The following is a 25,966-nucleotide window of genomic DNA, read 5'->3' on the forward strand; positions in this document are numbered from 1 at the left end:
TTAAATTACTTTAGCTTCGTTTCTTAACAACGTAATTAGTTCGCCGGCATTGGCCGGATCGATTAACTTTACTCCTGATTTTTTCTCCGGCAGCGAATACGCCTCTGTTTTAGTTTTCACCTCTACGCTTATAGGTTCTACTACTTTTAAAGGTTTGGTCCGGGCCGTCATAATGCCCCGCATATTAGGTATCCGAGGCTCGCTCATGGGCTGCTGCGCACTGGCTACCAAAGGTAAATTTACCGGTACAATTTCTTTTCCGCCTTCAATTTCCCGCTCCAGCGTAGCCGTAGTGCCCGATACGTCCAGTTTAATAGCTGGTACTATGGCCGGCCAGCCTAATAATTCGGCTACCATTCCGTGCACCTGAAATCCATTATAATCCACCGACTCTTTTCCCATCAAAATTAAATCATAAGCACCTTCTTTTGCGTAATAAGCAATTTGTTGTGCTACAAAAAAAGCATCCGTAGGTTTCGCGTTTACCCGAATAGCATCGTCGGCGCCAATAGCTAAGGCTTTCCGGATATTAGCTTCTGTATCCGGTAATCCTACATTTAGAACTGTTACCGTGCCTCCCTGGTTTTCCTTTAACTCAATCGCCCGGGTAAGTGCATATTCGTCGTATGGATTTATTACGAATTGTACGCCAGCAGTGTTAAGTTCTTTATTATCAGGAGAAAAAGAAATTTTAGTAGTGGTATCGGGAACGTTACTTATACAAACTAAAATCTTCATCGACGAATTGTTTACGTAGAAAAATTAAATTTGCGCAAAGTTATAAAAATAAGCCATAATGGAAAGGAACAGCACCAGATTAGACCAACTTTTCGAGTTTTACCGCGAAGATCCCAATGATGCTTTTACGCTCTATGCTATTGCTACGGAATATTTAAAAATTGATCCATCTAAAGCAATGGAATATTACCAAAAACTATTGCAGGACCACGAAAATTACACGGGCACCTATTACCACGCCGGGAAATTACACGAATCTTTCGGGGAAAAAGAAAAGGCCGAGCAAATCTACAAAAAAGGCATGCTGATAAGTCAACGAGAAGGAAATCGCCACGCTTATTCGGAGTTGCAGCAAGCTTTTAACCGATTAATGGACCTGGATTACGAGGAGGACGAGTAGATAGAAAGTATAACTCGCATTTGCTGACAGATAAGCAAACAGTTAAAATAATGCTTTTAAAAAAGTAATACAAAAACCTGTTTATCTGAAAACAAATAAGTATTTCGCTTCTTAAACGCTGGATATTAAAACTCTTTTATACAAAGAGTTGAGTTCAATTTTTAAAATTGATAAAACTAATTGGACTTATATTTAGCTATAAAACTATTATTGTTAATCCGATTGATCTGCTCAATCAGAACCAAATCACCGAAGGCCTGATCCGCTAGAGAATTAATAGGTTCAGCGTTGTTTTTTTGATTTTTATCGGTAGGTATAATCAACGCTGGATCTACTTCTTCTACAGAGGCAGTCAGGACGATGTGTTCGTGCATGCTGGTGCCCGAAAAGGCAAAGTTTAAAGTAGTATCTCCTAAAACCAGGCTAATATACCAATCAGTGGTGCTGCCTTGCGCACGCAATTCACTAACCAGTTGTAAAACTGCATCAAAAGATTGCTCATCGGCTAAGGATATAAGAGAACGGTGTAAAATTTCCTGCGGCTCAAACCGCAAATTAGTATATAATATTTTTTCTACGAAGTAGCCGTTATTACATAATAAAACTAATTCTCCTTTAGGTAAACTATTGTTCATAATCAGAAATTTACTGTTTATGCGTATTATACTGTCTCAAATTAATTTAAGTATTATTTACTACTTGCTTACGGGTATTTGTTACCTTCTACTGCTAAGTACTAATTCTGGCCTTACGTAAAATATTAACAAAAAGTTAATATAGATTATAAAAATTCTGCTAAGTGCTTAAAAACTTATAACTTAAAAAATCAAAATACCGTCCTTTGCCATCCATTCGCTTAGTTTAATTTAGCAGGCAATTTCAAATCTGAGAATAGCTTTGAGCAATTACTTTACCTCACAATTCCTTTTCTCTTGAAGCTGTCTGGTTCCAATCTACTTTTTTCTATTCTCCAAAAATTGCTAGAAATAAGCTTTGCCTTCCTCAACTTAAATTTCTATTCAATTTTATTAATTATTGCAATTCTAATCCTATTCTAATGTGCTTCTAATCCGGCTCTAATACCACCCATTTACCTTTGCTTCGTCTTAATACCACTTTACGTATGCAAAGGCTTATCTTATTTATAGTATTTCTTTTCGCTTGTGGTAGTCAGGCAAGAGCGCAAACGGCTACTTTAACTGCTGCCCGCACAGATACACTCCGGTTATCTATCAACGAGGCCGAAAAATTATTTACGCAAAATAACCTCTCGCTGCTTTCGCAAAAATTGCAGGTGAATGCGGCCGCCGCAGCCGTTATACAAGCGCGATTATTTTCAAACCCTACTATTAGCGTAGAGCAAAATATTTACAATCCGCAGAACAATCGGGAATTTGATGTAAGCAAATCGGGGCAGCTAATTGTGCAGGTACAACAATTATTTCAGTTAGCCGGCAAACGGAACAAGCGCGTAGCGGTAGAGCAACTAAATGCCCGTATGACCGAGTACCAGTATTTTGATTTGCTGCGCAGCCTACGTTTTGAACTGCGGACCTCCCTGTTGGAACTATCGTATCTGCTGCAAAATTTAAAAACCTATTCCGACCGGATTGAACCGGTTCGTAAATTAGTAGGCGCCTTCGAAACTCAATACAGCAAAGGCAATGTGGCTTTAAAAGAAGTTACCCGGCTGAAGGCTTTAATATTCTCTCTCGAAAACCAACGACTAGATTTACTCAATCAAATAAACCAACACCAAGCTGATTTAGGAATTTTGCTGCATGTTGAACCAAATGTTTTTGTTCTGCCGGTTATTGACCAAAATCAACTTAACCAAGTTACTGCCCAGCTTAACTTGCCGGAACTGCTGCAAACGGCCACACAAAACCGTTATGATTTAAAAATTTACCAGACCGGCATAGCGCAACAGGAAGCCAATTTAGTTTATCAAAAATCTTTGTCGGTACCAGACCTCACATTAGGCGGCGTGTACGACCGGCAAGGTTCCTTTGTACGCGATTATACCGGGTTGCAGGCGCAGATAAGTCTGCCGGTCATTAATCGGAACCAAGGCGGCATTAAAATCGCGCAACAACTACTTGAGAAAAGTAAACTCGACTACGAACAATACCAAAATCAGGTAGAACAAGACGTAGTTACTGCCTTCAGCCACGTTCTTACTACAAATAAACTTTACTCTGATTTTGATGCGAAGTTCTCCCAGGATTTTGACAAACTGATAACCGGTGTTACTTCCAGTTTCAGTAAACGCAATATCAGCCTCATCGAATTTATAGATTACTACGAAACCTACACCGAAAGCATCACCCAGATGCTGCAATTGCAAAGCAATCGCGCACGCGCATTAGAAGAAATAAATTTTGCCGTTGGCGCTCCCATTATAAAATATCAGTAAACCCAATTAAATCATGAAAAATCTTTTAATAAGCGGCTGCATGGTGGTAGCTGCTACCTTTCTGTTCAGCGGTTGCCAGCAAAGTCACGGAGAAATTGAAAAGGCAGACCTGGGTTTTTGCCTCTCCGACACTATCAGCAGCATGATAAAACTCGATACCGCGCGGGTACAGGAAGTACAAAATGAACTGAAGCTTTCGGGCAAGGTCGCCTTCGACGAGCAGAAAGTATTTAAAATTTACCCCTTGGTTGGCGGCAATGTGGTAGATGTAAAAGCTGAGTTAGGCGACCAGGTAAAGCAAGGACAAGTGTTAGCCGTTATTCACAGCAGCGAAATAGCCGATTTTGAACAACAATTAACCAATGCCCAATCTAATTTGCTCCTGGCCGATAAAAACCTGAGTACCGCCGAAGATATGTATAAATCCGGCCTAATGTCGGAGCGGGACTACGTTACGGCCCAAAAAGAAAAAAGTAAAGCCCAGGCTGAAGTAAAGCGAATAAACGAAATTTTTAAAATTTATAACATCGGCAAAGCCTCGGATTACGTGGTAAAAGCGCCTGCTTCGGGATTTTTGGTGGAGAAAAAGGTGAACCGCGATATGCAAATCCGCCCGGACAATACCGATAATATATTTACCATTTCTAACCTCAACGATATTTGGATACTAGCCAATGTGTACGAAACGGATATCGCCAAAGTACAAGAAGGCTACCAGGCCACCGTATCCGTTTTAAGTTACCCCGACAAAGTATTTACCGGCAAAGTAGATAAAATTTTTAATGTGCTCGACCCGGACACGCGAGTAATGAAAGTGCGAATTAAGTTAGATAACCCGGATTTTGCCCTGAAACCGGAAATGTTCGCCAATGTTACCATTCATTATCCCGAAGATAAGCAACTAATTGCCGTACCGGCCATATCCGTCATTTTTGATAAGAACCGCAATTTTATTATGGTGTACCGCAAACGCTGCGACATCGATACACGCCCCGTGGAGTTGTACAAAACGGTAAACCAAACAGCCTACATACAAACCGGCCTCAAACCCGGCGAAAAAGTTATAACCGATTACCAATTACTCGTTTACGACGCTTTAAACGACTAAATTTTATGAATAAATTTATTTCCGGGCTGGTAGCATTTTCTTTAAAAAACCGGCCTTTCATATTTTTTGCCACTGCTGTTTTAGCGATTGCCGGCTTTTACTCTTTCCAGAAAACTCCCATCGAAGCTTTCCCGGATGTAACCAACACGCAAATAATTGTAGTTACCGAATGGAATGGCCGCAGCGCCGAAGAAATAGAGCGCTTTGTAACTACTCCCATCGAAATTGCCATGAACTCAGTGCAGCGCAAAACGAATGTGCGGTCAATTTCTATGTTCGGGTTATCGGTCATGAAAATTATCTTCGACGATGATGTGGATGATTTCTTTGCCCGGCAGCAAGTGAATAATCTATTAGCCAACGTAGCGCTGCCCGAGGGAGTAGACCCGGTGGTACAACCGCCGTATGGCCCAACCGGCGAAATTTTCCGATATACATTGGAAAGTAAACAACGCACTTCACGCGATTTATTAACCTATCAGAACTGGGTAGTAGACCGCCAGTTGCGCAGCTTGCCCGGCGTGGCTGATATCGTAACTTTTGGCGGGGAGGAAAAAACCTACGAAGTAAGCGTTAATCCTTCTTTACTGGCTAAATACGACATTACGCCTCTTGATGTATTTAACGCGGTATCTAAAAGTAATATTAACGTGGGCGGTGATGTGATTGAAAAAAACGGTCAAGCATATGTGGTTCGCGGCGTAGGCTTACTCAACAGCATTACTGATATCGAAAACATTATCGTGGAGAACATAAATGGTACGCCCATAATGGTGAAAAACGTGGCTGATGTGCAGGAAGCTGCCGCTCCGCGGGTGGGTCAGGCGGGTAAAGGCACCAACAACGACGTAGTGGAAGGCATCGTGGTTATGCGGAAAGGTGAAAACCCTTCCGAAGTATTGGCGCGGGTAAAAGATAAAATTAAACAGCTTAACTCCGATGTTTTACCGGCTGATGTGAAAATTGTAACCTTCTACGACCGCGATAACCTAATGGCTTTTTGCACCGAAACCGTGATGCATAACTTAGCCGAAGGTATTATTCTGGTAACGGTGGTAGTTTTTCTATTTATGGCCGATTGGCGCACTACCCTTATTGTTTCCATCATTATTCCTTTAGCCCTTTTATTTGCCTTCATGTGCATGCGCCTGAAAGGCATGTCGGCGAACTTACTTTCACTGGGTGCCGTGGATTTCGGGATAATCATTGACGGTGCCGTAGTAATGGTGGAAGGTTTGTTTGTGGTTCTCGACCATAAGGCGCACGAAGTAGGCATGGATAAATTTAATCGTTTGTCTAAGCTCGGATTAATCAAAAAAACCGGTTCTGAAATGGCCAAAGCCATCTTCTTTTCCAAGTTAATCATTATCACAGCCTTGTTGCCTATATTCTCCTTCGAGAAAGTAGAAGGAAAAATGTTCTCGCCTTTGGCCTTTACGCTGGGGTTTGCCTTGTTGGGCGCTTTGCTGTTTACTCTAACCCTGGTGCCCGTTTTAGCTAGTATACTGTTAAATAAAAATGTACGCGAAAAACACAATCCCTTAGTTTTGTACCTGGAACGTGGCGTTACCAATTGCTTTAACTTTACCTACCGGCATAAAAAAGCCAGCATTGGGGTAGCCCTGGTAATTCTGGCACTTTCTATGTTCTCGTTTAAGTTTTTAGGTTCCGAGTTTTTACCGCAACTTAACGAAGGCTCGTTGTGGGTAGAAGCCAAACTCCCCATGAGCAACTCGCTCACCGAAACAGTAGCTATGGTAAGCAAAATCCGGAGTAAAATCCGGACGTTTCCGGAAGTACAGGATGTTCTTTCGCAAACTGGCCGCTCTAACGATGGTACCGACCCTTCCGGATTTTATTACGTGCAATGCCAGGTGAACCTCTATCCGAAAAAAGAATGGAAACGCCACATTACCCAAGACCAGTTAATTGAGCAAATAGATGAACAACTGCGGCAATATCCCGGCATTGTGTATAATTACTCGCAACCAATAATAGATAACGTAGCCGAAGCAGTAGCCGGCATAAACGCCTCGCTGGCCGTAAAAATATTTGGTTCAGATTTAGAAGAATTAGACCACAAGGCCGACGAAGTATTAAAAGTATTGCAAAAAGTACCGGGCGTAAAAGATCTGGGAATATTGCGCAACATTGGGCAACCCGAACTTGCCATTATCTTGAACGAAGAGAAAATGGCTACTTACGGCGTACAAAAAGCCGATGCGCAGGCTGTAATAGAAATGGCCATAGGTGGTAAAGCGGCTACCCAACTTTTCGAGAACGAGAAGAAATTCGACGTGCGCATTCGTTATCCCAAACAATACCGCACCAACGAATCCGATATTGGTGATTTAAAAGTACCCACCATCCATGGCAGCAAAATACCCTTGCGCGAAATAGCGGATATTAAAAGCAATACCGGTGCGGCTTTTATTTACCGCGACAATAACCAGCGCTTTGTAGCCATAAAATTTTCTATTCGGGAGCGCGATTTAGGTAGCACCATTAAAGAAGCGCAGCAGAAAGTACAAAACGCCGTGAAACTACCTAAAGGTTATTCCATACAGTGGAGCGGCGAGTTTGAAAACCAGGTGCGCGCCACCCACCGCTTAACGCAGGTGGTACCCATAAGCTTGCTCATTATTTTTGTGATTTTGTTTATCATGTTTAGCAATATGCTGGATGCCGCCCTGGTGCTCCTTAACGTACCTTTTGCGCTGATTGGCGGAATACTGGCGCTACACGCTACGGGTACGGTATTTAGTATTTCGGCCGGGATTGGTTTTATTGCGCTCTTTGGACTGTGCGTGCAAAATGGGGTAATTTTAATATCGGTATTCAAGAAAAACATAAAAGAGAAACTACCGTTGGGTCAGGCTATTTACGAAGGTGTTCGCGCCCGTACTCGCCCAGTAGTGATGACGGCTCTCATGGCGATGATTGGTTTAATGCCGGCCGCTCTTTCTACGGGCATTGGCTCCGAAACGCAAAAACCCTTGGCTATCGTGGTAATTGGCGGCTTAATTAGCGGCACCATCTTAACCTTACTCATTTTCCCGTTAATTTTTGATTTAGTTTATCACCGCAAACAACAACGGCTGGAGAAAAAACAGAGACGGTTAGCGACGGCTTAAAAAATTGACTTTTTATTTTGATTTGGTTTATAAAGGTAAAGGAGGAAGCTACTGGCTTCCTTTTTTCTTTACAGCCATACAGGTTTTGACCCTAATTATCTGATATTCTTTAAACCCTACCGGCTGGTAAAATTATGTGGACCTGAGTACCATGATTTACTTCGGAAGCTATCTGGATTTGCCCGTGATGCAAGTGAATAATTTTTTGGGTGAGCGCCAAACCGACACCTGTACCTTTAATCCCCCGGGCGTTTGCGGCCCGATAAAATGGCTCAAATATATTGTTTAAATCAGCCGGCGGGATACCCATACCTTGGTCCAGTACGTGAACATGTAACTGGTTATTCTGATAAATTAGTTGTAATTGAACCGCTTTTCCGTTCGAAAATTTATGCGCGTTTTCCAACACATTTAGAAGTGCTGCCTTAAGTAAATCGCGGATACCGGTTACTTCTAAAATAATTGCTTCCTCGGGCATATTCTTAAAAGATACTGCCAGATTATTATCCGGATACAAGCGGTCCATCTCCGCTTTTAATTCCAGCAATAAATCATCCAACGGAAACTTTTCTGTTTTCTGACTACTGTTTTCGGAATCTGTTTGCGCCAGGTTAAGCAAATCTTTGATTAATCTTTCTAACCGTTCGGCTTCGTTTTGTAAGGTTACTAAAGATACTTTGTATTCGGGAGGTTCCCGGTCGCGGCTTAAGGTTACTTCAATTTCCCCACTAATAGCCGTGAGCGGATTGCGAAGTTCGTGGGAAGCATTGGAAATAAAATTCTTCTGCATGTCGAAAGCGGTTTCTAAGCGGTCCAGCATCTGGTTAAAAGTTTTGGCCAAAAGCCCGAATTCATCCTGTCCGTTACCTTCTTTTAGCCGCCGGTGCAAATTCGTAACCCGAATTTCGTTTACTTCGGCTACCATTTCTGACACCGGGTTTAAAACTAACGAAGTAAAGAATCTACCAATCAGAAATACTACTAAACTTCCCGCCAGAAAACTAATAATTAGTACTCGGCGGAGATTATCCATTTTCCGGTGCCCGGTTATATCTACCGCCGAAACAAATATGTAAAATTGGCCTTGATTATCCTGGTACAAAAATCCTATTCCTTGCCGGGAACCACGAGCAAATTGGATATACTTTTTTTTGGCAATCTGGTCGAAAGCCCGGGAGGGGGCAATAAAAGGATATTGGTTCCGGATAAAACGAGGCTTTTTATTCTGGTCAAAAATATCAATGGATTCCTGGTGTAAGTTTTGAAAAAACTTGCGGCGTACTTTCTCGAAGGTCTGAAAACTAATTTCGTCTTGTTCCAGGTATAATTGCGCAATGATATAACCTCGTTCGTGCAGCCGGTCAAAAAACTCTACTCGCCGGTACTGCTCCGAAGAATAATAAATAATCAAGAAGGAAATCATCAAAATCCCGGCAATCAGGAGCGTAAACGTAAGAGTAAGGCGCGTGCGGATACTCATAAATCACCGGTATCTTTCAGCATATATCCCATCCCGATAACCGTATGAATAAGTTTAGCCGAAAAATCTTTATCAATTTTATTACGCAAATAATTTACGTATACATCTACCACGTTAGAGCTTAAATCAAAATTAACTTCCCAAACATTTTCGAGTAAACTTAGCCGCGACAGTACCTTGCCTTTATTCCGGAGAAAGTATTCCAATAAAGTAAATTCGCGGGCGGTAAGCGTAATGAGTTTATTGCTGCGGGTAACGGATTTGGTTTCCAGGTTTAGTTGTAAATCGGCAATTGTAAGTAGTTCGGATTCCTCGCTAACGTAGTGCCGGCGGTGCAAGGCCCGCACCCGGGCTAATAGCTCCCTGAATTTAAATGGCTTCGTTAAATAATCATCCGCCCCAGCATCCAGGCCAGTTACTACATCGTCGGTAGTTCCTAAAGCGGTAAGCATAAGTACCGGTGTTTTTTTATCCTGCACCCGAATGTGCTTACAAACTTCAATTCCGTTCAGGTTAGGTAAAATTACATCCAGTATAATAAGATCGTAAGAATTTTGGGTAGCCAAGCTTTTACCCGTAAATCCATCGTAGGCCACTTCTACTTCGTAAGCCTGTTCCTGCAAGCCTTTCTTAATAAAAGCCGCCACGTTAGGCTCATCTTCTACAACTAGAATATGCATTAGCTATTAAGTAAATGTTTTTACGCTACCTAAGTATCAATCAACCTGCTGGTATATTCTCCTTTGATTGAATGAAGAAATTCCGTAAGAACGTTTTGGTCTTATTTACTATTTTTCAGATTGAATACGAGTAGGCGTGTCCTGACCGGCAATAATGCTACGGGCAGCTTGGGCAATTGCTTTTATAATATTGGTCATGTTCGCAATATCCAGGCTGGCAAATTCATCATCTACCGAGTGGTATAATTTATCTGTATCAATTTTATCGGTCGATAAAGAATGTGCGGGCACGCCTAACCGCGCGAGAGTGGCATTATCGGATCGGTAAAATAAATTTTCTTTGATGTAAGGATCGGGTTGGAAAGAATAGTTGGACCCCGCCAGGTTTTTTTGAAGTATTTTCCCAAAATCTGATTTATCAAACCCCGTAATAAAGCCGGCATTTTTACCAAACTGCGATTCTTTGCCAATCATTTCGATGTTAAACATGGCAGTAACTTGCTCAGGAATTAATTGTTTCGAAAAATATTGGGCGCCATAACCACCAATCTCTTCGGCGGTAAAAGCGACAAAGATCAAACTGCGGGCATTATTTTTCTGTTTTTTAAAATAATTTGCCAACGTTATAACCGCAGTAGTACCCGTAGCATCGTCGTCGGCCCCATTGGCGATGGAATCGCCGTTTACCGGATCTAGGATTCCAATATGATCGTAGTGAGCAGAAAAAATAACGTACTCGTTTTTTCGGGAAGTACCGGGCAAATAGCCGACAATATTTTTTAATGCTTTCTCGGTTATTGAGTTTTGCGCACTTACCTGAACGGTCTGAGGATTTTTAATGGAGGTAAGAGCAAAAACCAGAGTGGTACTATCTAAGCCTAATTGTATGTTATTGCGGCTCATGTAATTTTTATAACGCTTAAATAATTCAGCGTGGGCAGTATCAATTAAAATTAAGCCGCTTTTTCTGCTGGTAAGCGTTTCCTGAAACTTCTGGATTAAATTATCACTAGCCTCAATGCTGGTAGTATTTTTTACTTGACTGCTATTTTGGTTCCACTCTACTTTTTTGGCTCCAGTTCTGATAAATACAGCTTGTTCCGGCAAAGTTTTCCCATCGAGTAGTACCGTGCTACTTCCGGAGTTAACTTCGTAAGCGGCAAAAGGTTGTTCAAACGATTTCAGGCCGGGGAAGATTTGTAAACCAGCTTTTTTAAATTCGGTGCTAATAAAGGCTGCCGCTTTATCAATATCAGGAGTTAAGGCTTTCCGGCCTCGCATATTATCAGCCGATAAGGTTTTAACTATCCTGGTAACCTCAGAGGCATTTATTGGAGTCTGGGCAAATAATTGCCCCATTAAAGTAATAGTAATAGTACAAGTCAGGATGAAATGTTTCGTGCGAAAGATCATAAAATAATTAACTAAGGAGGTACCGCAATATATTTAAAAAATTGGTTTGGTTATGCATGATTACTGAGTCTTCCATATAACTACTTCTGGTCGCATAAAGAAGTGAGTTTATTGTTTATTTTTAATTTTTTACTTCTTAAACCGGTAATGTTTATTCTTAAATAACTGACGGACTACATTTAAATAAAAGAGGCAATTCTTATTTCTTCTGAAACAATACAGCCTTTTACCAGTTTTGCTTCCGTTCACTCCTTTGAATCCTAGCATATAAGTTTCCGGGTGAATGAGTTTAATTTACTTTATTGTGTATGGCGGACAAAAATATTCTGGTAATTGGCGGCAGTTCTGGTATTGGAGCGGCTTTGATTCAGCAGTTATTAAATGAGTATTATCAGGTTATTGCTATAAGCCGGCACCAACCAGCTGTTTTACCAATCGGTAATTTGACTTATATTTCCTGGGATGCGCGCCAAATTCCTACCTCTAAAATAATGGAACAAATACCCGAGAGCTTGCATGGTCTGGTATACTGTCCGGGCACGATAAACTTAAAACCATTCAACCGGCTTACTCCAAAAGACTTTCAAGAAGAATGGGAAATTAACGTATTAGGGGCTGTTACGATGCTCCAGGCTTTTTTACCTCACCTGAAACGAGCCGGCGAAGCAGGAGTGGTATTATTTAGTTCGGTAGCGGCTCAAACCGGAATGAGTTTTCACGCTTCCACAGCTTCGGCCAAAGCGGCGGTGGAAGGTTTAGGAAAAGCGCTTGCGGCGGAGTGGGCGGCCTTAAAAATCCGGGTAAATGTAATTGCTCCTTCGCTTACCAATACTCCTCTGGCAGGTAATTTACTCGCTACTCCCGAAAAACGCGAAGCCGCCGGTAAGCGCCACCCACTTGCCCGCACCGGTACACCGGACGAAGTTGCCGCTTTAGCTTTGTTTTTACTTTCCGATCAAGCTGGCTGGATTACAGGTCAGGTAGTAACCATAGATGGAGGTTTATCGGCACTACGTTAATTTAAGATGGACACGCCAATTGTTTCTATTTTTTGGTTCCGGCGCGATTTACGCCTCACCGATAATGCAGGTTTATACCATGCCTTAAAAGTTGGCATTCCGGTAATACCTCTTTTTATTTACGATTCTGATATTTTAGAACAACTCTCGGATCGGGAAGACCGGCGTGTCCAGTTTATCCACCAAGCTATTGAGAGTTTAGCCGAAAGTTTACAATTATTGGGATCTTACCTACTAGTAAAGCACGGTAAGCCTTTAGAAATATTTTCGCAGTTAATTCAGGAAAAAAAAATTGCAGCAGTATACACTAATCACGATTACGAACCTTACGCTCAGCAGCGTGATGCCGCAGTAGAACACTATTTAAATAAACACGCAATTCCTTTTCATACGTATAAAGACCAGGTAATCTTTGAAAAAAGCGAGATTACTAAACCCGACGGTAAGCCTTACACGGTTTTTACCCCTTATAAGAAACGCTGGCTAAACACGGTGAATTCTTTTTACGTAAAATCCTATCCAACCGAAAAATACACCTCTCAGTTTGTAACTATGCCACCTGAACCCCTCCCAACTTTAAAGGATTTAGGTTTCCGGGAAACAGACTTACGAACGCCCGGCAAAAGCGTTACCGAAAAAATTATTGCCCATTACGATAAAACCCGGGATTACCCGGCTTTGGCAGGAACTTCCCGTTTAAGTGTGCATTTGCGGTTTGGCACCATTAGTATTCGGCAAACAGTACAACTCGCTCAAAAATTAAACGTTACCTGGTTAAACGAACTAATTTGGCGCGACTTTTACCACATGATATTGTATCATTTTCCGCACGTAGAATCCGGCGCCTTTAAGCCAGCGTATGACTACATTCCCTGGCAAAATAACGAAAACCATTTTGCTCATTGGTGTGCGGGAAATACGGGTTACCCCCTGGTAGATGCTGGTATGCGCGAATTAAATGTCACAGGCTTTATGCACAACCGGGTTCGTATGGTAGTGGCCAGTTTTCTTTGCAAACACTTACTAATTGATTGGCGTTGGGGAGAAGCTTATTTTGCTGCAAAATTATTGGATTATGACCTGGCAGCTAACAACGGAGGCTGGCAATGGGCAGCCGGATCCGGCTGTGATGCCGCACCTTACTTCCGGGTATTTAGCCCGTTGGCTCAATTACAAAAGTTTGACAAGCAATATTTGTACGTAAAAAAATGGGTGCCCGAATGGGAAAGTTCCAATTATAGCAAGCCTTTGGTTGACCATGAATTTGCCCGAAAACGGGCCATAAACACCTACAAAGCGGCATTAACGGAATATAAAAATAACAAGTAATAATAAATAACGTTATAAAAATTTTAATATTGCATTTTCAAATTTTCTCAATGTTTTGCTTACATTTATCAAATTTACAATTAGATTAAGGCGAGTTATAACTTTACCCTCGATGCAGCATACCATACGCTTCTTATACTTATTCTTTGTTATTGTACTTTTTTCTGTTACTTCTTACGCACAAAATTTATGTACTGCTACTATTTCTCCTTCTGGAACGGCCTTTATTTGTAACGGTACCCCCGTAACCCTTACGGCAAACCCAGGAGTTGTGGATAGTGATCTAAAATTTAGGTGGTTTAAAGATGGGCAACCAATACCAGGGGCCACCAACCAAACGTATAATGCGGCGAGTATAGGTACCTATGCTGTAGAAGTTAGCAGTATTTCTAATGCTTGCAGCCCAAATACTACTGACCCAGGTACCCGGATAGAGCTTGGTCCCAACCTTACCAGACCTGATTTTACTATTTCTCCTACGGGGGTGCAATGCTCCGGAATACCCTACACTTTTAAAATTGTTGGCTCTAATGATACCAACGTGGAATATCTCTGGGATTTTGGCGATGGCACCATTGGCCGTGGCTACGAAGTAAATCATGCCTTTAATTACTTTGGTACCGGTACCAAACCCTTTACCGTCACCGTGGTTACTGCTTCCCGTGGTTGCCGTTCACAAACTTCTGCCCCTCAAAATGTAACGGTTAGTGGCGGCCCTAATTTTACCGAAGCAGATGTAACCGATAGTGCTGATTTTGAGGTATGTATTCCAAAAGATTCCGCTATCAGCGTAAAAGCCAAATTATTTAACAACATAGTTGCGGCTAATGCAGCGGGAATTACCGAGTATCTGGTTCGATGGACTCCGGGTGGAACCGAAGAAAGGTATACCCCCGACCAGTTCGACATTGACACTCCCATTCGGAATGCTACCCCGTTTGATACCATTGGTACTTTTCCGATTAGTATAACTGCGGTTGGCGCCACATGTAATACCACAATTACCTTACTTTATGAAGTAAGCCAGAAACCAACCGCCAATTTTCAGGTCAGTCCACCCGACGGGAAGAAGCGATTAGACCCTAATCAATGTGTTCCGGTGATTGTAACTCCTGTTGATAGTGCAAAAGGTGGAAATTTAACCTATAAATGGTCCGTGCTCAATAATCAAGGGCAACCCGCCGGTGGCGTTTCGTTTATCAATAATACTACCGATACTTCAGCTACTCCTGTTTTTCAATTTAATGAACAAGGCCGTTTTCAAATACAGCAAATTGTAACGAACCAATGCGGCAGCGATACTACTTCTCAAAGTGTATTAATTGCTTATCCGGAGATACAGTTAAATGCCGATGGACCCTTCTGTGGACCAACTACTATTAAGTTCTCGGATCAAAATGTATTTTATGATACTAACCTTGGAACGGAAGTGCCCGGATCTTTCCGGTGGGTTATTACAGGTACCAGCGGGGCTACCTTCGTGAATGGCACTTCGGCTAACTCAAAGTATCCGGAAATAAGTTTCCCGAATGTAGGAGAATATAAAGTTTCCGTTAGTTTTGCAAATGAATGCGGTAACTCCGCCGATGTAGCGCAACAGGGAGCCGGAGAAATAACTATTACCGTAAACGAGGTTCCACAACCGCCTACAATTACCGCAGCTGGTGTTTCTATTTGTTCCGGCGAAAGTACCGTTATAAGACCAACTGGTCCGGCGGGTAATACTTTTCTCTTTTATGGTTCAGCTACCGGTGGTACCCCACTAGACACAGCCGCTACCTACACTACTGGTCCTTTAACCGCCAGTACCACTTTTTACATAACTACTCTTAGCCCTAATGGCTGCGAAAGCGCTGGCGCCCGTACTCCCTTTGCTGTATCCGTGTTACCTCCTATTGCTAACAACAACATTTCCCAGGATCAGGAAGTATGCCAGGGTTCGGCACCTCAGTTATTATCCGGAACTCAACCAACTGGCGGTGATACAAATGGCTACAAATACGAGTGGCAACTTAGTACTACGGGACCTAATGGTACTTTTGCCACTGCTCCCGGAATAAATAATAGCCGCGATTACACGCCACCTGTTTTACAGCAAAATGCCTGGTTCCGACGTTTAGTATCTTCTGCATCCTGCACCGGTGATACCAGTAACGCTGTAGCTATCACGGTTACTCCCCGGATTACAGGTGGTAATATTACCGGCGATCAGCAAGTTTGTGCCAATGAACCCGTATTACCTTTAATTGGTAGCCCATTAGCAGGCGGCACCATCCAATGGCGCAGCAGCACTGTTAGCGCTACAGCAGGCTTTACCCCGGCTTCCAACATCAACAACGAAGAAAATTATGAACCCGGCACGCTTAGTCAAACTACCTGGTTCCGGCGTTATGTTACTTCCGGCGGCTGTATTGACTCCTCCAATGTGGTAGTAGTTACAGTTGATCAACCTGTAACTAATAATACAATTCTAGCGGATCAATCGCTTTGCGGGGGCGAACAACCTGCCCCTTTAACTGGCTCTGATCCGCAGGGTGGCACTCTACCACTCCGCTATATTTGGGAAAGTAGCACCACTGGTTCTAATACCGGCTTTACCACTGCAGCTGGTACCAATAATACAGCTAATTATAATCCAGCCGTATTAACTGTGACTACCTGGTTCCGACGTGGAGTAATCTCTGGTTCCTGCGATCCGAATTACAGTAACGTGGTACAAATAACTGTTCTGCCTTTGATTACGAATAATACCATTAGTGGTACTGAGACGGCGGTTTGTGAAAATACAGTTCCTAAAACTATTACTGGCTCTGCTCCATCCGGCGGTAATGGTACTTATACCTATCTCTGGGAAAGCAGTATTACCAGCGCCACCGCAGCTTTTGCGCCGGCTGCTGGCACCAATAATACTCAAAACTATACACCACCGGTAATCAGCCGTACCACCTGGTTCCGTCGGACGGTAATTTCTGACAATTGCACCAGTATTTCTCAAACAATACAAATCAACGTGAGTCCGTTACCACCTGTACCTGTAGTAGAAGCCAATAGCGTTACTACTTGCCAGGATAGTACCGCCACTTTAGTTGCAACAGGAACAGGATTAACTTACCAATGGTTCGAAACTCCTACTGGTGGCAATATCTTATTTGAGGGCGCTACTTTTGTTACTAACCCTATTTCTCAAACTACCACTTTTTACGTTCAGGCTGTTAATCAAAATCAATGTGTAAGTCCTGCCCGTACTCCAGTTACGGTAAATGTAACTAGTATTACAGCTAGCGCCGGGCGTGATACTACCATTATTGAGGGCAATACAATGGAATTAATTGGCCGAGGTGGCGTACGTTACAAATGGGAGCCTGCTACTGGTTTAAACGACTCGAATGTTGAACGGCCCGTAGCTAGCCCAACTAAAACTACTACCTATAAAGTAACTGCTTTCTCCGAGGAAGGCTGCGTTGCTACCGACGAAGTAACTATTACCGTTATCCCACGGGTTATTATAGTAAACACCTTTAGTCCGAACCACGATGGTATTAATGAAACCTGGGAAATTCAACGAATCGAGAATTATCCGGAGGCAACGGTTGAAATTTTTAATCGTTGGGGAACTAAGGTATTTACATCTAATACAGGTTATACAAAGGCTTGGGATGGTACTTATAATGGTCAGGATTTACCTTTGGCTACCTATTACTATATTATTCGCCTGGATAAAATATCCAAACCTATTTCCGGTAACGTAACATTAGTCCGCTAAGCTTACATCTTATTTTATGAAAAGAATTTTAATAATTGTCACTTTATTAATTTGTTTTATTCCTAGAATTCAGGCACAGCAACGACCACAATTCAGCCAGTATATGCTGAATCCGTATCTATACAATCCCGCTCTTTCTGGTATAGAGGACTATACCGATGTAAGATTAGGTACCCGTTATCAATGGGTTGGCTTGGATGGTGCTCCGGTTACCTATTATGTTAGTGCGCATACTCCCTTGAATAAAGAAGCTACCAGTGTCCGGAATCGTTATAATAACCGGACCCATACAGTTAGACGCAATCGTTTTCAACGCGCGCGTCCTCACCACGGAGTGGGAGTTATGGCTCACGTAGATAAAACCGGCGTTCTTCGCCGTACCAACTTAACTGGTAGCTACGCGTTTCATTTACCGGTTAGTCAAAAAATCAATGTATCGGTTGGTGTTTCAGCCGGAATGATCCGTAATAGTTTAAATACGGCAGAAGCTACCTATATTAATCCCGCCGATCCGGCTATTACCAGCGATTACGTTAATCGTACTTACTTAGATTTAAACGTAGGTACTTGGATTTACTCACAAGATTTCTTTGTGGGTTTTGCCGGTGCTCAATTAGCCCGTGGCCGCCGTGATTTAAATAATTCTCCGGAGCAAAAAACTCCAGGAGTTATCCAGCGGCACTTTTTCGCTACTGCAGGTTACAAATTCCGGTTCGGTAATGATTTAGCACTTATTCCTTCGGTTATGATGAAAATGGCTGGTCCTAGTCCATTTTCGGTGGATGCTAATTTACGTGCCGTTTACGCCGACCGGGTATGGGTAGGGGTTTCTTACCGCAATCAAGATTCTTTTGCCGGATTAATTGGCTTAAATATCAGTTATCTGATGGACATTGGCTATTCTTATGACTACAATAATTCAGAATTAAATGTTGCTAATTCTGGTTCCCAGGAAATTGTACTTGGTATAAAACTATTTAATAAAGGCAAGGTTATTTGTCCTCAATGGATGCAATAAAATCTAAACATTTAGATAAATAAACTAATCGACGAAGAAAGTTTACATTTGTATTATATGTGGATTCAAATGCAAGAACTACTAAACAACTAACCATAGTCCTTAATCTTTTGCTCCCTTTTTGTTGTTGCAAGTTCAAGTATTAATCTTGTATTTCCCTTGAATATAGTTAACATAATCTTTGGATTCGAGTGACTTCTTTATATGCTTGATCTTGAGGAGCAATATTCTTTTTTCAGGTACATATTGTTCAAAACTTCTGCCTTTGGTTCAAATGTACTAACTCGAAGGTTTGCATGAACCAACAAGTTCATCAAGTTGTGGTAAGCGTTGTAAAATTTAGGGATCCTTGTTAAAGCAATATAGCAACTTATTTTCCGTTCCTATCCTTTTCAGATCAAGCGGAGAAGTTGTGGGGAGAGGAAAATATTTAATTTTTTGTTTCAACAAGAGCACCTAGATTCTGATAGAAGCAACCCTCATTCGTCTGCTCCTTCCGACCGACATTTTATCGTATTTCGATAAGAATATGTAAAACAGTTGCTTGAGGCTAAAAGCTTTTTGCCCAAGTTTACATCCAAGACTTTCCAATCCGCAGGCTGAAGAAGTCCTACAGCTAATGCAAGATCTCAAAAGCCAGCACATGGTAGTGATCGGTAATTTGGCTTTAGGAAAACTGCGCTTAATAGCTAGTTGCGTGTTGGCGACCATATCTAAGTTCATTTCCTTTACTGGATAGCGCAGGCTTTCTGGCAGGCAGTTTGAAACAGTCAGTCATATATATTCCATATGTGCCCTTGATCATGGCCAGGATAATTCCTCTGCGTCCTTTAGAGGTTTATTAAACACAATAATATAAAGTTCACCATTGGAAAAGAAAATTAATTTTATCAATTCTTAATGAATTAGTAAAATTTTGGAGGAACAATGTCCAATTGGAAGCATGCTCTTTTTTGCTCCCACTAGAGAAGGCAGAGATGTGATCTTTGTATTACTAGTGGAGGTGTTTAGTGTTTAGTTGAAAGAAATGTGAGACTAGGAAATATTTTTACCAAATGTAAAAACAAAGAATAGTCCTTTAAGCAGTTCAAGAACTTTGTGGTATAATTAGGTGGAAGAAGCCAGCATGAACTCGTATAGGACACCTTGGCACTAGAATCAAAATTATTTGAGCTTCTATAGAGGAATTAGGAACACTACCTTTTCTTTTCCGATTAGCTGGGTCGATCTACTTAAGCTTTTTGATCCCGTTTACCTGCCAGAACAGGGGATAGAATAGCAAAGCGGTTAAGTTGTTACATGGAAGTAAACAAAAGCAAAAAAGCCCTTCTTGAGGGAAGGGCTGGGTAAAAAGGGGTTGGCGGTTACCTACTCTCCCGCATGTGATTGCAGTACCATTGGCGCTACGGGGCTTAACTTCTCTGTTCGGAAAGGGAAGAGGTGAACACCCGCGCTATAACCACCATTATCTTACTGCTCGGCTTTCCCGAGCGGGACTACTGAAGTAGTTCCAATATCTTTAAAGTTACTGTAACATAATTGGGCAAGAGAAAATGCTAGTCGTAAGCTTAGACGTAAAGTAAATTTGTTTTCAGAAAGTTTACGGGTAATTAGTACGGCTCAGCTGTGGTATTTCTACCTCTACACCTGCCGCCTATCAACGTGATCATCTTTCACGACCCTTCAAAGAAATCTCATCTTGAGGTGAGTTTCGCACTTAGATGCTTTCAGCGCTTATCTCATCCAAGCGTAGCTACCCGGCGCTGCAGCTGGCGCCACAACCGGTGCACTAGAGGCTTGTCCAACCCGGTCCTCTCGTACTAAGGTCAGGTCCTCGCAAATTTCTTACGCCCACAACAGATAGGGACCGAACTGTCTCACGACGTTCTGAACCCAGCTCGCGTGCCACTTTAATCGGCGAACAGCCGAACCCTTGGGACCTTCTCCAGCCCCAGGACGTGACGAGCCGACATCGAGGTGCCAAACCTCCCCGTCGATATGAGCTCTTGGGGGAGATCAGCCTGTTATCCCCGGCGTACCTTTTATCCTTTGAGCGATGGCCCTTCCATGCGGAACCACCGGATCACTATATCCTACTTTCGTACCTGCTCGGCTTGTCGGCCTCACAGTCAAGCACCCTTCTGCTATTGCACTCTACGCACGGTTACCAAGCGTGCTGAGGGTACCTTTGAAAGCCTCCGTTACTCTTTTGGAGGCGACCACCCCAGTCAAACTACCCACCAAACACTGTTTCCCTTTCGAGATTAGGCTCCAAATAATTCAAGGGTGGTATTTCAACGTTGTCTCCACGATGCCTAGCGACACCGCTTCTTAGACTCCCACCTATCCTACACATGAATTATCCAGAGTCAATGTTAAGCTATAGTAAAGGTGCACGGGGTCTTTCCGTCCCGTTGCGGGTACTCGGCATCTTCACCGAGACTACAATTTCACCGAGCTCACGGCTGAGACAGCGCCCAGATCGTTACACCATTCGTGCAGGTCGGAACTTACCCGACAAGGAATTTCGCTACCTTAGGACCGTTATAGTTACGGCCGCCGTTTACTGGGGCTTCGATTCAGAGCTTCGCCTTGCGGCTAACCCCCCCTCTTAACCTTCCAGCACCGGGCAGGTGTCAGGCCTTATACTTCATCTTTCGATTTCGCAAAGCCATGTGTTTTTGTTAAACAGTCGCCTGGGCCTTTTCACTGCGGCTTCTTGCATTGCTGCAAGGAAGCGCCCCTTCTCCCGAAGTTACAGGGCCATTTTGCCGAGTTCCTTGGCCGTGATTCACTCGAGCGCCTGAGGATGCTCTCCTCGACTACCTGTGTCGGTTTACGGTACGGGTAGCTTCATAGTAAACGCTTAGCGGGTTTTCTTGGAAGTCGGATTAGGGTCATATCGCCGCCCCCGAAGGGTTGGCGTACTATCAGCTTTCAGCTAATTCGGCGGATTTACCTACCAAACCAATACCTACGGCCTTCAACGTACTATTCCGTCAGTACGCAGACCTTTCACTCCTCCGTCACCACATCACTCTATGAAGCTAGTACGGGAATATTAACCCGTTGTCCATCGACTTAACCTTTCGGTGTTGCCTTAGGACCCGACTAACCCTGAACCGATTAGCGTTGTTCAGGAAACCTTAGTCTTACGGCGTGCAGGTTTCTCACCTGCATTATCGTTACTTATGCCTACATTTGCTTTTCTCATCGCTCCAGCACCCATTACCAGGCACCTTCTTCGCCGATGAGAATGCTCCCCTACCACAGAATTACTTCTATCCATAGCTTCGGTACTATACTTGATGCCCGATTATTATCGATGCCCTGTCGCTCGACCAGTGAGCTGTTACGCACTCTTTAAATGAATGGCTGCTTCCAAGCCAACATCCTGGCTGTTAAAGCAACTGGACCTCCTTTGTTCAACTTAGTATAGATTTAGGGACCTTAGCTGATGGTCTGGGTTGTTTCCCTCTCGGCGTGGGACCTTAGCACCCCACGCCTCACTGCCGTGTATATTTTATAGCATTCGGAGTTCGTCTGGATTCGGTAGGATGTGACTCCCCCTAGTCCAATCGGTAGCTCTACCTCTATAAAACTCTAACCACGACGCTGTTCCTAAAAACATTTCGGGGAGTACGAGCTATTTCTCAGTTTGATTGGCCTTTCACCCCTACCCTCAACTCATCCAAATCCTTTTCAACGGAAACTGGTTCGGTCCTCCATGTGGTGTTACCCACACTTCAACCTGGTCAAGGGTAGATCACAAAGTTTCGCGTCTACCCCCTCTGACTATGCGCCCTATTCAGACTCGCTTTCGCTGCGGCTCCGATTGTCTACAATCTTAACCTTGCCAGAGAGGAGTAACTCGTAGGCTCATTATGCAAAAGGCACGCCATCAGTCCACAAAAGACCTCTGACCGCTTGTAAGCGTATGGTTTCAGGTTCTATTTCACTCCTTTATTCAAGGTTCTTTTCACCTTTCCCTCACGGTACTGGTTCACTATCGGTCTCTCAAAAGTATTTAGCCTTACCGGATGGTACCGGTGGATTCAGACGGGATTTCTCTGGTCCCGCCCTACTCAGGATCCCACTAGGGCTAAAAAGCTTACGCTGACGGGGCTATCACCCTCTCTGGCTTACCTTTCCAGGTAATTTAGCTTCCTTTTTTAGTCCCATCTCGTGGTCCTACAACCCCGTAGTTGCCGTAACAACTATGGTTTGGGCTCTTCCGTGTTCGCTCGCCACTACTTACGGAATCATTATTATTTTCTCTTCCTCCGGGTACTTAGATGTTTCAGTTCTCCGGGTTTGCTCACTTTGCAGTGTGACTAGTCTTCAACTAGCCGGGTTGCCCCATTCAGAAATCTCGGGATCACTTCGTATGTGCCAATCCCCCGAGCTTATCGCAGCTTATCACGTCTTTCCTCGCCTTTGAGAGCCTAGGCATCCCCCATACGCCCTTAGTAACTTTCTAAAAAATTTACTCTTTACTCGTATCTAGTCTACTCTAGTTTTTCTCTTGCCATTATGTCAAAGAACTTTACTTTAAGCTGCAGGTTATAAGTTACAGGTTGCAAGTTACCAATCACTGGATACTCGCTTCTAGCTGCCTTTAAACTGTTTCTTAAATTAAGAAGTAAAGACCTATTGTCCTTACTAGGTATAATCATTTCAATTAAGTGTGGAGAATAACGGAGTCGAACCGTTGACCTCCTGCGTGCAAAGCAGGCGCTCTAGCCAGCTGAGCTAATCCCCCTTTTTAAGTTAAGTTTTCAGGTATAAGGTAAACGTTTTGCAACTGGACACCTCTAACCGGCAATCTGTAACTTCTAAGTGTGGGCCTGCCTGGACTCGAACCAGGGACCTCTACATTATCAGTGTAGCGCTCTAACCACCTGAGCTACAAGCCCTCTTCTTTTCGTTGAGTTGCAAGCTCCGGCTTTCTTTGCGTTTAGTCCTGCTCTGTTTCCTCTGCTGCTCGCTTCGCTTACACGCGGCATTACTGCCACTTCTTACTTTTACCTACTAACCTGTTGTTAGTAGAAATACTTTTTGAATAAGGGATAGAGAATAGTAAACCTAATCAAGAGGTAACCATCAGCTCCAGAAAGGAGGTGATCCAGCCGCACCTTCCGGTACGGCTACCTTGTTACGACTTAGCCCCAGTTACCAGTTTTACCCTAAACGGCTCCTCATTGGTTACCGTCTTCAGGTCTCCCTGACTTCCATGGCTTGACGGGCGGTGTGTACAAGGCCCGGGAACGTATTCACCGCGTCATTGCTGATACGCGATTACTAGCGATTCCAGCTTCATGAGGTCGAGTTGCAGACCTCAATCCGAACTGAGAACGGTTTTTTGAGATTGGCATCTTATTACTAAGTAGCGACCCTCTGTACCGCCCATTGTAGCACGTGTGTAGCCCTAGGCGTAAGGGCCATGATGACTTGACGTCGTCCCCACCTTCCTCACTGCTTGCGCAGGCAGTCTCTCTAGAGTCCCCACCATGATGTGCTGGCAACTAAAGATAGGGGTTGCGCTCGTTGCGGGACTTAACCCAACACCTCACGGCACGAGCTGACGACAGCCATGCAGCACCTTGCTTTGTGCCCCGAAGGGAAGCCTCATCTCTGAAGCAGTCACGCGCATTCTAGCCTAGGTAAGGTTCCTCGCGTATCATCGAATTAAACCACATGCTCCACCGCTTGTGCGGGCCCCCGTCAATTCCTTTGAGTTTCACCCTTGCGGGCGTACTCCCCAGGTGGATAACTTAACGCTTTCGCTAAGACGCTGGCCGTGTATCGCCAACATCGAGTTATCATCGTTTACGGCGTGGACTACCAGGGTATCTAATCCTGTTCGCTCCCCACGCTTTCGTGCCTCAGCGTCAGTTACAGTCTAGTAAGCTGCCTTCGCAATCGGTGTTCTGGATAGTATCTATGCATTTCACCGCTACACTATCCATTCCGCCTACCTCGTCTGTACTCAAGCCTAGCAGTATCCATGGCAGTTCAACAGTTGAGCTGTTGGCTTTCACCACGGACTTACTTGGCCGCCTACGCACCCTTTAAACCCAATAAATCCGGACAACGCTTGCACCCTCCGTATTACCGCGGCTGCTGGCACGGAGTTAGCCGGTGCTTATTCACCAGGTACCGTCAGTTCCCTTCGCAAAGGTATTTTCTTCCCTGGTAAAAGCCGTTTACAACCCAGAAGGCCTTCATCCGGCACGCGGCATGGCTGGGTCAGCCTTGCGGCCATTGCCCAATATTCCCTACTGCTGCCTCCCGTAGGAGTCTGGTCCGTATCTCAGTACCAGTGTGGGGGATCATCCTCTCAGAACCCCTAGTCATCGTTGCCTTGGTGAGCCGTTACCTCACCAACTAGCTAATGACACGCATGCCCATCTTTTATCGCCGTAGCTTTAACTGTCTTCAGATGCCCTCAAACAGTGTTATGCGGTATTAATCCGAATTTCTTCGGGCTATCCCCCAATAAAAGGTAGGTTGCATACGCGTTACGCACCCGTGCGCCACTAATCTAGGTATTGCTACCTAGACCCGTTCGACTTGCATGTATTAGGCCTGCCGCTAGCGTTCATCCTGAGCCAGGATCAAACTCTCCATTGTAGAATATAATTGTAGAGTATCGCTACTCAATTTGTCTCGCTGGATGGTTGCCTGCTCTTTCTTTTAACATAAGACCCTCTCTCCTATTGAAGAAGAGATTAAGCACTTATGCGGTTTGCTATTCTCTATTCTCACTCATTCAAAGAACTTCTGTTAACCACTTTCTGGTTAACGCTAGCACCTTCTGGCAAATTAATACCCGGAAGATGTTTTACTTGTTTTATTTAGCTTAATTCTCGGTTAAAGTAGCTTCTTTTTATTTGGGAGCACAAAGGTCGAAATCTCTTTTCTTCTTTCCAAATCTAAAGCAAAATATTTTTTAATCTTTTTTCGCTCCTCCTTGCTGGCCGAACACTAAACCTAAACTACTTGCTAAGGTTATTCGTTCCCACCCCTACTCTTTTTGCACTCTCTTTTTCCCTTCGACCTGTTATCGATTTGGGAGCACAAAGGTCTGAATCCTTTTCCTTCTTTCCAAATGTAAAGCAAAATATTTTTACCTTTTTCTTGAGCGCCTAAGGCCTATTCACAACCTTTTTCAATAGTGCTTTGGTTCTTACTGCCCACTCTTCTTTGTCTTGCTTCTTCCGACCGACTGTCGAATGGGGAGGCAAAGGTAAGAAGCACTTTCTACTTCTCCAAAAAAAGAATAAGTTTTTTACCCCTTTTTTCTTGGCCTGGCTTTTTTACCGGAACAGAAGACAAAGGTACGGCTCGGGGGCTTACTTTCCAAACCGCAACCCAACTTTTTTTCTACCTTTCTCTTTCTGCCGCCCTAGCTGGCGGCTGGTAAGACCCCCTGCCTTCCCCGGTGTTCTGGTTCGCCTCCCTCCCC

The 25,966-nt window shown here is 43.6% G+C and carries 13 protein-coding genes, 2 tRNA genes and 3 rRNA genes; 8 read left to right on the forward strand and 10 right to left on the reverse strand.

The genetic code is table 11. The features are described 5' to 3' along the window. The gene (locus tag AHMF7605_RS08790) at window positions 1-738 is read right to left on the reverse strand and encodes an electron transfer flavoprotein subunit beta/FixA family protein (RefSeq protein WP_106928415.1); all 738 of its coding nucleotides are present in this window, start codon (window positions 736-738) and stop codon (window positions 1-3) included. Between the two features lie 58 nt (window positions 739-796). Between AHMF7605_RS08790 and AHMF7605_RS08795 the strand changes: the two genes are divergently transcribed. Beyond that, window positions 797-1,138, forward strand: a complete 342-nt coding sequence (locus AHMF7605_RS08795; RefSeq protein ID WP_106928417.1) for a tetratricopeptide repeat protein — start codon at window positions 797-799, stop codon at window positions 1,136-1,138. Between the two features lie 176 nt (window positions 1,139-1,314). On the opposite strand, the gene AHMF7605_RS08800 is transcribed toward AHMF7605_RS08795, so the two are convergent. After that, window positions 1,315-1,773 (reverse strand): hypothetical protein, encoded by a 459-nt coding sequence (locus AHMF7605_RS08800; protein ID WP_106928419.1) that lies wholly within the window; start codon window positions 1,771-1,773, stop codon window positions 1,315-1,317. Between the two features lie 488 nt (window positions 1,774-2,261). On the opposite strand from AHMF7605_RS08800, the gene AHMF7605_RS08805 reads away from it, so the two are divergent. From AHMF7605_RS08805 to AHMF7605_RS08815, 3 genes are read left to right on the forward strand one after another with little or no spacing between them, the layout of a single operon-like run. Next, a complete protein-coding gene (locus tag AHMF7605_RS08805; protein ID WP_106928421.1) occupies window positions 2,262-3,554 on the forward strand; it encodes a TolC family protein in 1,293 nt (430 codons plus the stop codon). Between the two features lie 13 nt (window positions 3,555-3,567). Then, complete coding sequence (locus AHMF7605_RS08810; protein WP_106928423.1) at window positions 3,568-4,662, forward strand: efflux RND transporter periplasmic adaptor subunit; 1,095 nt, start codon at window positions 3,568-3,570, stop codon at window positions 4,660-4,662. A 5-nt stretch (window positions 4,663-4,667) separates the two neighbouring features. Continuing rightward, window positions 4,668-7,796: an efflux RND transporter permease subunit gene (locus AHMF7605_RS08815; protein ID WP_106928425.1), complete on the forward strand. Its 3,129-nt coding sequence runs from the start codon at window positions 4,668-4,670 to the stop codon at window positions 7,794-7,796. A 109-nt stretch (window positions 7,797-7,905) separates the two neighbouring features. Here AHMF7605_RS08815 and AHMF7605_RS08820 read toward each other — a convergent pair whose 3' ends face one another. The 3 genes from AHMF7605_RS08820 to AHMF7605_RS08830 all read right to left on the reverse strand — a co-directional run bounded on the left by AHMF7605_RS08820 (window position 7,906) and on the right by AHMF7605_RS08830 (window position 11,369). Then, the gene (locus AHMF7605_RS08820; RefSeq protein WP_106928427.1) at window positions 7,906-9,276 is read right to left on the reverse strand and encodes a sensor histidine kinase; all 1,371 of its coding nucleotides are present in this window, start codon (window positions 9,274-9,276) and stop codon (window positions 7,906-7,908) included. Then, entirely contained in the window at window positions 9,273-9,956 is a 684-nt protein-coding gene (locus AHMF7605_RS08825) for a response regulator transcription factor (RefSeq protein WP_106928429.1), read from the reverse strand. Before AHMF7605_RS08825 ends, AHMF7605_RS08820 begins: the two co-directional genes overlap by 4 nt. A 108-nt stretch (window positions 9,957-10,064) precedes the next feature. Continuing rightward, the gene (locus AHMF7605_RS08830; protein WP_106928431.1) at window positions 10,065-11,369 is read right to left on the reverse strand and encodes a M20/M25/M40 family metallo-hydrolase; all 1,305 of its coding nucleotides are present in this window, start codon (window positions 11,367-11,369) and stop codon (window positions 10,065-10,067) included. Between the two features lie 308 nt (window positions 11,370-11,677). On the opposite strand from AHMF7605_RS08830, the gene AHMF7605_RS08835 reads away from it, so the two are divergent. The 4 genes from AHMF7605_RS08835 (at window position 11,678) to AHMF7605_RS08850 (ending at window position 18,498) form a co-directional block, all read left to right on the forward strand. After that, the gene (locus tag AHMF7605_RS08835) at window positions 11,678-12,388 is read left to right on the forward strand and encodes an SDR family NAD(P)-dependent oxidoreductase (RefSeq protein ID WP_106928433.1); all 711 of its coding nucleotides are present in this window, start codon (window positions 11,678-11,680) and stop codon (window positions 12,386-12,388) included. A 6-nt stretch (window positions 12,389-12,394) separates the two neighbouring features. After that, window positions 12,395-13,717: a cryptochrome/photolyase family protein gene (locus AHMF7605_RS08840; protein ID WP_106928435.1), complete on the forward strand. Its 1,323-nt coding sequence runs from the start codon at window positions 12,395-12,397 to the stop codon at window positions 13,715-13,717. Between the two features lie 112 nt (window positions 13,718-13,829). Next, entirely contained in the window at window positions 13,830-17,480 is a 3,651-nt protein-coding gene (locus tag AHMF7605_RS08845) for a gliding motility-associated C-terminal domain-containing protein (protein WP_106928437.1), read from the forward strand. A gap of 16 nt (window positions 17,481-17,496) precedes the next feature. Further along, complete coding sequence (locus AHMF7605_RS08850; protein WP_106928439.1) at window positions 17,497-18,498, forward strand: PorP/SprF family type IX secretion system membrane protein; 1,002 nt, start codon at window positions 17,497-17,499, stop codon at window positions 18,496-18,498. A gap of 1,355 nt (window positions 18,499-19,853) precedes the next feature. Here AHMF7605_RS08850 and rrf read toward each other — a convergent pair. From rrf to AHMF7605_RS08875, 5 genes are all read right to left on the reverse strand, one after another. After that, window positions 19,854-19,965, reverse strand: a 5S ribosomal RNA gene (rrf, locus tag AHMF7605_RS08855). A gap of 123 nt (window positions 19,966-20,088) precedes the next feature. Then, window positions 20,089-22,978, reverse strand: a 23S ribosomal RNA gene (locus tag AHMF7605_RS08860). A 208-nt stretch (window positions 22,979-23,186) separates the two neighbouring features. Then, window positions 23,187-23,260 (reverse strand) — tRNA-Ala (locus tag AHMF7605_RS08865). Window positions 23,261-23,340: 80 nt separating this feature from the next. Continuing rightward, window positions 23,341-23,414, reverse strand: a tRNA-Ile gene (locus AHMF7605_RS08870). Window positions 23,415-23,611: 197 nt separating this feature from the next. Continuing rightward, window positions 23,612-25,131 (reverse strand): 16S ribosomal RNA (locus AHMF7605_RS08875). Together the 16S, 23S and 5S rRNA genes with 2 tRNA genes alongside form the textbook arrangement of a ribosomal RNA operon. Window positions 25,132-25,966: the final 835 nt, after the last annotated feature.

The sequence above is a fragment of the Adhaeribacter arboris genome, from assembly GCF_003023845.1.
Lineage (GTDB): Bacteria > Bacteroidota > Bacteroidia > Cytophagales > Hymenobacteraceae > Adhaeribacter > Adhaeribacter arboris.